Raw genomic sequence first — 9,396 nt, 5'->3', positions numbered from 1 at the left:
TCTAAGGGGTGCGATACCTAGACCTCCAGCAACTATCATCAATTCTCTGTCCTCGATTTCCTCAAGAGGCCAGCCGTTTCCAAAAGGTCCTCTGATACCTATAACATCACCCTCTTTAAGTTTCGAGATCCTTGTTGTTACATCTCCGGCTATTCTTATTGTATGGGTAAGTTCTGGATCAGAAGGTGATGAACTTATAGAGATAGCAGATTCTCCAACTCCTGGAATGTAGAGCATGTTGAACTGACCTGGCCTGAATTTATATCTCCTTGACATCTCCTTATCTTTAATTTTTAGACCATATGAATAGGTATCTCTGGTCTCCTTTTTAATCCATTTAATAGAGGCCTCAAAAACATACTGTCCGTTCATTGCTGGAGCCTCCCGAGCACATCTGTTACATCAATGCCAGCAGGACACCAGGTTATGCATCTTCCACAACCAACACATCCTGGCATACCGAATTGTTCCTCCATATAAAGAAATTTATGCATAAACCAGTGTCTGTACCTGGCTCTCCTTGAGAGCCTGAAATTGCCTCCGTGAACCCTTGCGAAATTTCTTGAAAAACAGGAGTCCCAAGTCCTTATTCTTGTGCCCTTTACATCATTCTTTGATACAGAAGTCAGCTTAATTCTATCGTATGTTGAATTACAGAAACAGGTGGGGCAGACCTGAGTGCAGTTTCCACATTCGAGGTCCTTTTCTGATATCTGAGCCCAGAGTGGATCTTCAATCTTTTTAAATAGAGTTTTAAACAATCTAGTATCAACCTGTTTTTTAAAAGCATTTTTGCAGTTATTGAGAATCCTTTCTTTTTCTTCCCAATCTTCAGATAGCGGTTTCTGAGAAGAAATACCAGCAAGAAATGGTAAAAGTGTATCCGAATTTATCTCAATCAATAAATATTCCTTGAGCTCTGTAATAACAACATCGGCTCCTTTAACCTCAGGTCCCGTATTAAGAGAATAGCAGAAGCAGTTATCGCCGGGTTTAAGACAGTTTATGGCAATTGTAACAGAGTTTGCCCTCTTCTTCCTGTAAGAATCATCTTCTGAGAAAATCCTGTCATAGAGCTTGAGAGCCTCTATATCACATGCTCTTAGACCAAAAAGTATGACAGGTCTTTCAGGACTAATAAATGATTCAATGATTAATGATTTTTTATTATATTTCCAGGTGAGGATCTCTTCTTCTGTTGGAAAAAGAAATCTCTTAAAGGAATCAGGACCAACTGAAAAAGAAAAAAGGCTCTCTTCCCTCTTTTCAGAAAGTCTAAAACGGCCAGGACCCTGGATATCTTTTACATGAATAGGAAGGTCCTTAAATGTAATTTCTGAAAATACCAGAGTTCCGGACTCAATCTTTGGCCCAATAATCCTGTAAGAAAGAGAAAGTGCTACAAAAAGATTCTCAATCTGCTCTTTCTTTATCTTAAAGGAACTCATCAACTACAGCATGAGCCTGGCTCTGATGCACCAGTTATGGTGAAACCGTAACCTTCGGAATAATCAATCGTAGCCTCAGATAGTAGATTCTGAGCCCAGAGGTCAAGATAAAGCTTTAGTCCATTGAACTCCATTACCTTATCTGTTACGAAGGGTTCTTTGGCTATGTCCATAGCCAGAGAGGGCCTTCACCCCCCTGAAAGAAATATCCTTATCCCTCCATCTTCTGCCTTTGATTCCCTCAGTATCTTTTTAAATCTTTCAATTGCCTGTTCTGATACCTTCAATTCCTTACCTCCATTTAAAATATATTTCATTATAACAAAAATCATTTAATAAAATCTTCAGCCTTTTTTAAAATTGCAATCCAAACATAAAAATTCGGGTCTCGAGTTTTTTCTTGCTTCACCATTTCCTTATCAATTAAAATTAAATGATGAGATTCAAAAATCTTCCATTAAGTACGAAGTTCAGCCTGTCTGTTGCTATTATATTGACCATTTTTTGCGTTATCTTTTCTGTGGCCCTGTATAGTCATCTTAAAAACAGAGCTCTTGAAGATGCCAGTGAAAAGACAAGGATAATTCTTGCTCAGATTGATGCTGTTGGTGATTATGTTAAGGAGGAATTAAGACCTTCTATGTTCAATATCCTGAAAGAAAACCATAGAGATGATTTTATAGTTGAGGCAATGTCCACTACGCATGTAAGATTCAGTGTAATGAGGAGATTTAATAAAGAACTGGGAGATTATATTTACAGCAGAGTTTCAACTGATCCACTGAATCCTAAAAATACAGCCGATGAACTTCACAGGAGTCTTATAGAATTTTTTTATAAAAATAGAGAAAAGACTGTGTGGAACGGAATTATAAAAAAAGATGGTCAGGAGTATCTCATAAGGGCCAAACCTGTTTTTGTAGAGCGTGGCTGTCTTTTATGTCATGGAAGATTGAAGGATGCACCAAAGGCACTTATAAGAAGGTACAGTAGAACGAGAGATCTTAACTGGAAAGAAGGAGATATAATAGGAGTGGAATCCGTCCTTGTGCCACTTGAAGCGACCCTTGCAGAGATAAAAGGTATTGCAATTTCAACATTTTTGCTTGGAGCAGTATCTCTCTTTTTTCTGTTTCTCTCCCTTCGGGGTGCCTTCTGGGGTCTTGTTACCAGGCCGCTAGGAAAACTTACAGGAATTTTTAGAAATATTGTAAATGGCACAGAACCATTGAATCAGAATATTTACGTTCGGTCGAAGGATGAGATAGGAGAACTCATAACATCCTTTAATCAGATGGCAAGACACCTTTATGAGGCACAGGAAGAGATGAAAAAACAGACAGAGACATTGAAGACCATATTTGAGGGTATATCAGATCCCCTTGCTCTCATAAGACCTGACTGCACTGTTGAACTCACAAACAGTGCATACAGAAAATGGAGAGAACAGGGTATAAAAGCTGTTTTTATAGAAAAATGCGAACCAGAAAAATGTGATCCTGACATAATATGTCCTGTCTGTTTTCTGAAAAGGCTGAAAGAAGAAAAGAGACCTTTAGCTGAATACTGGGATGACGAAAAAGGAAGGCATTATTATATTCATCTTTATCCGATATTTGATGATAAAGGTGAGGTAATAAAGGCTGTCCATTATGTAAAGGATATTACAGAGCGGAGGCAGCTTGAAGAACAGATGAGATTGACAGAAAAACTTGCCGCAATAGGACAGCTTTCGGCAGGCCTTGCACATGAGATAAATAATCCTCTAGGAGGTATCAGACTCTGTTTTAATAATCTTATCTCAACAGAGATGGATGAACTTACAAGACAGAAACACATAGAGGTTATAAATACAGGTCTCAAGAAGATTCAGGACATAATAAAACAGCTCCTTGATTTTTCAAAACAGACAGAACTTGTTATTGCTCCCTGTTCTGTAAATAAAATAATAGAAAATGTACTTAGTCTTACAGAATATATAATTACAAAGAAGGGTATCACTGTAATAAAAGATTTTGCTTCAGACATACCGGAATTGATGATTGACAGAAACAAAATGGAACAGGTATTTCTGAATGTAATACTAAATGCCATTCAGGCCATGGATGGAGGAAAGGGTTTACTGAATATAAAAACCAGTGTGGAAAAGGGTAAATGCTTAATAAGCTTTACTGATACAGGTCCCGGGATACCTGAACACATATTACCCCGCATATTTGATCCCTTTTTTTCAACAAAACCAGTAGGGGAGGGTACAGGTCTTGGCCTGTCTGTTAGTAAATCCATAATTGAACAGCACAACGGAGAAATAAGGGTATATTCATCTGAAAGAGGGACAACCTTTATCATCGAACTGCCCATTACAAAATGAAAGAGAAGATTCTTATAATTGAAGACGATCCGGCCATGAGGCTGGGCATGAGTCACTTTCTGAGCTCCTCTGGTTTCCTTGTTCAGGAAGCTGAAAGCGGTGATAGGGCCATTGAACTGCTTAAGAGAAGTTACTTTGACCTCGTAATAACAGATCTAAGGCTTCCCGGAATGAATGGCATGACTATCCTAAAAGAGATTAAATCTACCTATCCTGATACAGGAGTTATAATCATAACTGCCTATGCGGAAATAAAGACAGCTGTCCAGGCAATAAAAGATGGAGCCTTTGATTACATTGCAAAGCCCTTTTCTAATGAAGAGCTTCTTCTTGTTATAGAAAGATTTTTCAATTTTAGAAAACTTGAAAAAGAGGTAATACAGCTCAAGGAGTCCATTAAAAAAGCAGGCTATGAAAAGCTTATTGGAGTGAGTCATCAGATGAAAGAGATATTTGATAAGATTGAGTCAATAGCACCTACTGATGTTCCTGTTCTCATTCAGGGTGAAAGTGGTACGGGTAAAGAGCTTGTTGCCAATGCCATCCATAACAGGAGCCACAGAAAAGATGGACCCTATATAAAGATTAACTGTGCTGCTATACCAGAGACACTTTTTGAATCTGAACTCTTCGGACATGAAAGAGGGGCCTTTACAGGTGCATCAGAGACAAGAAAGGGAAAATTTGAGCTTGCCAACGGTGGCACTATCTTTTTTGATGAGATCGGGGATATGCCTCTACAGCTTCAGCCAAAACTCCTCAGGGTTCTCGAAGATAGTACAGTTACAAGGCTGGGTGGAAAGGACACAATCAGGGTAGATGTAAGGTGCATTTATGCAACGAGTAAAAACCTCAGGGATCTTATCAGGGAAGGGAGATTCAGGGAAGATCTTTATTACAGAATCAATGTCGTTCCAATTTGTATACCTCCCTTGAGGGAAAGGAAAGAGGATATCCCTCATCTTATAGAACATTTTCTTGAATATTTTAAGATTAAATATTCAAGACCTGATATATCCATCTCGCCATCTGCATATGAGATTCTTCTTTCTTATAATTATCCGGGAAATGTCCGGGAATTGAAACATGCTATCGAGAGGGCCGTCCTTCTTTCAAAAAACGGAATTGTAGAAATAAAAAATCTTCCAGAAGAATTTATTCAGTCCACAAAATTTGAGGAAGACTGCATCTCAAAAAATTTAACTCTTCGTGAATGTATAATTTCGTTTGAAAAAAGACTGATAATGAACATTCTTAAAGAGACAGGTGGAAAAAAACAGGAGGCTGCAAGAAGACTTGGAATAAGCAGAAAGGTCCTCTGGAAAAAGCTCAAAGAATATAAAATAGATATGTCTGATGTTCCTGAAAAGGAACATTAATTACTTACCAGTTCCCTTAAGGTAACAATTCAGTTTACTCCTTATTTATAAGTTCTTAATTTTAAAAATACTTTTTCAGGCATACCTGTTGCTTGTAAGAAGACATGAACTCTTGGTGTCCGGAGGTGATTTTATGACCTGATATCAAATTATGTTAATTTTCTTTTTTAAAAAAATAAGTATAAGGAGGTCTCAGTATGGAAGAAAAGAAAAAAGGTCTTTTAAATGAAGACTGGTTAGCCTTCTGGCTTGCCATGGTATTGTTTGCAATTTCGCTTCTTTCCTTTGCTGGCATAAACACCTTTGGGTGGGTAGTATCTACAAAGGAATGGACAAAACTTGAAAAGGCAATAACTCCTGTATCTTCCGCACTTCTTCCTCTTAAAGGCGAGATCACAAAGATAGAAGGTAACAAGTTAACAATTAAAAAATCTGATGGCAAGGAAGAGACAATAACTGTGAAGGATACCTCAGGTCTCCAGGTTGGACAGACTTATGAAAGGAAAGGACTTTCTGGTTTTCTGTCTCTTTTCCTGACATATATATTTCTACTTGCCATTATGGGTATTGGCGCAGGTCTTCTCGGTGCTAATGTAAAAAGATTTGCCATAGGATTCACGATTATTTTCTGGATAAGCTATGCCTGCTGGCTTACAGGTCATTATGCCTATATTGCAGCCACTGATGCAAAAAAAGCAGGTATTCCCTGGTCTCTGAAACTTACTGGAGAGGCAGGATTTATTATTGCCCTTCTTGTGGGATTATTTATCGGAAACTTTCTTCCAGGACTTGCCAATTTTCTTAAGGAGGCTGTTAGACCTGAGCTATATATTAAGACAGCAATTGCCCTTATGGGTGCATTGCTGGGACTCAAGTCAGCTGAAGCCTTTGGTCTTGCATCAGCAGTGCTTTTCAGGGGGCTCTGTGCAATTGTGGAGGCCTACCTTATTTACTGGGCACTGGTTTATCTAATTGCAAGAAAATATTTCAAATTCAGCAGGGAATGGGCAGCGCCCCTCGCATCAGGTATATCAATATGTGGAGTCTCAGCAGCAATAGCAACTGGCGGTGCCATAAAAGCCAGACCAGTTGTACCCATAATGGTCTCCTCACTTGTAGTCATATTTGCAGTAATTGAATTAATCATACTTCCTTTCTTTGCTCAGGCATTTCTCTGGCAAGAACCGATGGTTGCAGGTGCCTGGATGGGTCTTGCTGTTAAGACAGATGGAGCTGCCTTTGCAAGCGGTGCGGTTGTTGATGCCCTTATAAGGGCAAAGGCAGAGACTGTTGCTGGAATTAAATATGATCCAGGGTGGATGTTGATGGCAGCCTCAACCACAAAGCTCTTTATAGATATCTTTATAAGTATTTGGGCCTTTATACTTGCTGTGATATGGTGTGCAAAGATTGAATGCAAACCTGGTGAAAAGGTCAGGGCATCAGAAATATGGAATAGATTTCCGAAGTTTGTTCTCGGTTATGCCATAACCTTTACAGTGATACTCCTCATTGCTATCCCCCTCACTGCCAAAATAACACCTGCTGAAAATGAGATTAAAAAGATAGAAAAAGAAATAGCTAGCCTTGAAAAGGACCTTGCAACAAAGGCAGAGGCTGAAAAGGCTGCCATTATTGAAAGGATTAACCTCAGTAAGGAACGGATAAAGGAGCTCAAGGACTCAATAGCTACTGAGAAAAAGACTCAGACTGCTGCGAAAGAAGCGACCGGTGGAACAAATGCCCTTAGAGTTCTATTCTTTCTTATAACCTTCTTTACTATTGGTGTAGTATCTGATTTCAGGAAGCTGTGGGAGGAAGGAATTGGAAAACTGGCACTTGTATATCTCATATGTCTATTCGGATTCATTCTCTGGATAGGGCTCCTGATATCATGGATTTTCTTTCATGGAGTAAAACCTCCAATAATAAGTGGATAATTCTTAAAATTTCACAAATAAAGGAGGAGGTGATTTTAATATGCCCGAAGAGCCGAAGGTGGCAGAGGAATTAAAAAAGATGGAATACGAAGAACTCCTGCCAGTTGAAAAAAAGCTGATTACCTGGAGTCTGGTGCTTGGTATAATACTTCTTTTTGTTCTTGTCTGGGTCAGTTATACATTCTTTCCTGCTCAACACTGAAGATAAAGGGAGGGCTTTGCCCTCCCTCAAAAAACTTTCTGGATCATTTTATTGCCTTAATAATTTTTTCATATCTTTCAACACCCAAGCACTCTTTAGCAGCAGGACACCAGAGTATGCAATTGGGCTTCATGTCCCTTGAAATGGTCTTTCCACATCCCCTGCACTCTATCTCTACCTCGTCTGACCATATTTCATTCTCTCTGTAACAGTAAGGGCAGCGGATTTGTTCCGGGTAGGGATGGGTGATCTCTCTGCTTCCTGGGCAGCTTTCTTTCATGATTTATTATAACCTTACTTGACATGTCATTACATGATTCAAATCATATATGGTAAAATACCTTCCATGTTTGAGGCGGTAATACTTGGAATAATTCAGGGAATAACTGAATTCCTACCCATAAGCAGTACAGCCCATCTCATACTTGTTCCGAAGTTTTTCGGATGGCAAGGCACAGTGGATACCCTTACCTTTGATATAGCCCTCCATGCAGGGACACTTCTTGCTGTGCTGGTATATTTCATCAGAGACTGGGTCAGGATTATCCTTCATGAAAGAAGATTGTTAATTTTTATTATTATTGCAACTATACCTGCCGGGCTGACTGGAATTTTTTTGGAGGATATTGTAGAAAAGGAATTGAGAGATCCCTTTGTTGTTGCCTTAAGCCTATCGGTGATAGGGTTTTTTATGTTACTTACAGACAGGTTATCAGGCAAAAAAAATATTGAAGAGCTAAGATTTATAGACTGCCTGTTTATTGGCCTTTTCCAGACAATTGCCTTAATACCTGGAGTCTCAAGGTCAGGTATCACAATAGCTGCAGGTTTCTTAATGGGTTTAAAAAGAGAGGATTCTGCAAGGTTTTCTTTTCTGCTTTCAACACCTGTTATTGCAGGAGCGTCATTGATTGGTTTTAAGAGACTCATTCATGAGCCTCAGATAGATTACAGTATATTCCTGTCGGGCATGATTGCATCTTTTATCTCAGGTCTTATTGCCATAGGTTTTTTAATTAAATATCTACAGAGGCACAGGATAGATCTTTTTGTATATTATAGGTTCGGACTTGCTGCTCTCATATTCCTATTTTTTTGAAATCCCGTATTTAAGGATTAGCTCTGGTTTTATTAAAAAATCTTACACTGATGCATTTTCATTGCATCCAGCAAGCTCAGATCCTGATGTACCTATCAGGTCAACCTGAATTTTTCCTGACTTTCATGAAATCCTTTCCCTGATAGTTCTGTGGGGTAAGGCCTGTGTACGTAAAATCTCTTCAGCTCTTACTAACTTGCACACTATTTCGGCATTTTAGGGAAAAGCATAGATTTCTATTGAAAATCTTAGTTATGAAACTCAATGCTTTCCAGTCATATGAATAAATACATACAGTAGCCTTATTCTTCTAAATAGGCTAAAATATCTTTGATATGGAGTTCAAAAGGTTAAAAAATGAGCTTAAAGGGATATCCTCTATTCTTTTGGGACTATTCTGCCTTGTTTCACTGATTACCTATTCACCACAGGATCCCTCCATTTTTACTTATTCTGAGAAAGCTGTTAAGAATTATGGTGGTGTTATAGGTGCAAATTTTGCAGATATCCTTTTTTCTTTCTTTGGTTTTTCAGCCTTTTTTATACCACTCTTTCTTATTATATGGGGACTTCGAAGGCTTCTACATAAAGAGGGTCATATAATCTATCTGGCAGGAAGTTTACTTTTTCTGATTTCCCTTTCTGTACTCATGGGTTTAGTTGAAAATTCTTTTAATTTTTCCACCGAAAGGTCTCTAGGGGGTATGACAGGAACTCTTATTTCAGGATTTCTCCAGAGCCTTTTCTCAACCTTTGGTTCTTTTGTATTTTCTTTTATGCTTTTCATATTTTCTCTTATAATGATGAGTCCTGTGGCACTCTTTTCTGTAGGAATAAAAACTAAGAGAAGTAAAAAAGAAGAAATTATAGAGGAAATAGAGGAGCAGGTTCAGGAAGAGGACTTCACACCAGCCATTGTTACAGATGAAAGTACAAGGGAAGAGGTTCAATACCTGT

General features: G+C 38.6%; 11 protein-coding genes. 6 read left to right on the top strand and 5 right to left on the bottom strand.

Translation table 11 applies throughout. The features are described 5' to 3' along the window. From N2257_09655 to N2257_09640, 4 genes are all read right to left on the bottom strand, one after another. The coding region (locus N2257_09655; protein MCX7794649.1) for a hypothetical protein at window positions 1–372 on the bottom strand (372 nt) is incomplete at its 3' end. Beyond that, entirely contained in the window at window positions 369–1,448 is a 1,080-nt protein-coding gene (locus tag N2257_09650) for a 4Fe-4S dicluster domain-containing protein (protein MCX7794648.1), read from the bottom strand. The genes N2257_09655 and N2257_09650, both read right to left, overlap by 4 nt. Further along, window positions 1,448–1,621: a hypothetical protein gene (locus tag N2257_09645; GenBank protein MCX7794647.1), complete on the bottom strand. Its 174-nt coding sequence runs from the start codon at window positions 1,619–1,621 to the stop codon at window positions 1,448–1,450. Before N2257_09645 ends, N2257_09650 begins: the two co-directional genes overlap by 1 nt. A gap of 15 nt (window positions 1,622–1,636) precedes the next feature. Then, a complete protein-coding gene (locus N2257_09640) occupies window positions 1,637–1,765 on the bottom strand; it encodes a hypothetical protein (protein MCX7794646.1) in 129 nt (42 codons plus the stop codon). Window positions 1,766–1,968: 203 nt separating this feature from the next. Between N2257_09640 and N2257_09635 the strand changes: the two genes are divergently transcribed. The 4 genes from N2257_09635 to N2257_09620 all read left to right on the top strand — a co-directional run bounded on the left by N2257_09635 (window position 1,969) and on the right by N2257_09620 (window position 7,340). Then, window positions 1,969–3,819 carry a DUF3365 domain-containing protein gene (locus tag N2257_09635; protein MCX7794645.1) on the top strand — a complete coding sequence of 617 codons (1,851 nt, stop codon included), beginning with the start codon at window positions 1,969–1,971 and terminating at the stop codon, window positions 3,817–3,819. Beyond that, window positions 3,816–5,198: a sigma-54 dependent transcriptional regulator gene (locus tag N2257_09630; GenBank protein MCX7794644.1), complete on the top strand. Its 1,383-nt coding sequence runs from the start codon at window positions 3,816–3,818 to the stop codon at window positions 5,196–5,198. Before N2257_09635 ends, N2257_09630 begins: the two co-directional genes overlap by 4 nt. 197 nt (window positions 5,199–5,395) lie before the next feature. Next, window positions 5,396–7,138 carry a putative sulfate exporter family transporter gene (locus N2257_09625; protein MCX7794643.1) on the top strand — a complete coding sequence of 581 codons (1,743 nt, stop codon included), beginning with the start codon at window positions 5,396–5,398 and terminating at the stop codon, window positions 7,136–7,138. Window positions 7,139–7,178: 40 nt separating this feature from the next. Beyond that, window positions 7,179–7,340, top strand: a complete 162-nt coding sequence (locus N2257_09620; protein MCX7794642.1) for a hypothetical protein — start codon at window positions 7,179–7,181, stop codon at window positions 7,338–7,340. A 43-nt stretch (window positions 7,341–7,383) separates the two neighbouring features. On the opposite strand, the gene N2257_09615 is transcribed toward N2257_09620, so the two are convergent. Continuing rightward, window positions 7,384–7,620: a hypothetical protein gene (locus N2257_09615; GenBank protein MCX7794641.1), complete on the bottom strand. Its 237-nt coding sequence runs from the start codon at window positions 7,618–7,620 to the stop codon at window positions 7,384–7,386. A 66-nt stretch (window positions 7,621–7,686) separates the two neighbouring features. On the opposite strand from N2257_09615, the gene N2257_09610 reads away from it, so the two are divergent. Both N2257_09610 and N2257_09605 read left to right on the top strand, forming a co-directional pair. Further along, window positions 7,687–8,439 carry an undecaprenyl-diphosphate phosphatase gene (locus tag N2257_09610; GenBank protein ID MCX7794640.1) on the top strand — a complete coding sequence of 251 codons (753 nt, stop codon included), beginning with the start codon at window positions 7,687–7,689 and terminating at the stop codon, window positions 8,437–8,439. Window positions 8,440–8,774: 335 nt separating this feature from the next. After that, window positions 8,775–9,396, top strand: a 622-nt coding sequence (locus tag N2257_09605) for a DNA translocase FtsK 4TM domain-containing protein (protein ID MCX7794639.1), incomplete at its 3' end; no start/stop codon positions are given.

Source organism: Thermodesulfovibrionales bacterium, assembly GCA_026417875.1.
Taxonomy (GTDB): Bacteria; Nitrospirota; Thermodesulfovibrionia; order Thermodesulfovibrionales; family CALJEL01; genus CALJEL01.
This window is presented reverse-complemented; position numbering and strand designations above follow the sequence as displayed.

Coding starts and splice junctions, on each gene's coding strand:
- N2257_09615 (MCX7794641.1), bottom strand. CDS start 7,620: ATGAAAGAAAGCTGCCCAGGAAGCAGAGAGATCACCCATCCCTACCCG.
- N2257_09640 (MCX7794646.1), bottom strand. CDS start 1,765: ATGAAATATATTTTAAATGGAGGTAAGGAATTGAAGGTATCAGAACAG.
- N2257_09630 (MCX7794644.1), top strand. CDS start 3,816: ATGAAAGAGAAGATTCTTATAATTGAAGACGATCCGGCCATGAGGCTG.
- N2257_09650 (MCX7794648.1), bottom strand. CDS start 1,448: ATGAGTTCCTTTAAGATAAAGAAAGAGCAGATTGAGAATCTTTTTGTA.
- N2257_09645 (MCX7794647.1), bottom strand. CDS start 1,621: ATGGACATAGCCAAAGAACCCTTCGTAACAGATAAGGTAATGGAGTTC.
- N2257_09620 (MCX7794642.1), top strand. CDS start 7,179: ATGCCCGAAGAGCCGAAGGTGGCAGAGGAATTAAAAAAGATGGAATAC.
- N2257_09625 (MCX7794643.1), top strand. CDS start 5,396: ATGGAAGAAAAGAAAAAAGGTCTTTTAAATGAAGACTGGTTAGCCTTC.
- N2257_09610 (MCX7794640.1), top strand. CDS start 7,687: ATGTTTGAGGCGGTAATACTTGGAATAATTCAGGGAATAACTGAATTC.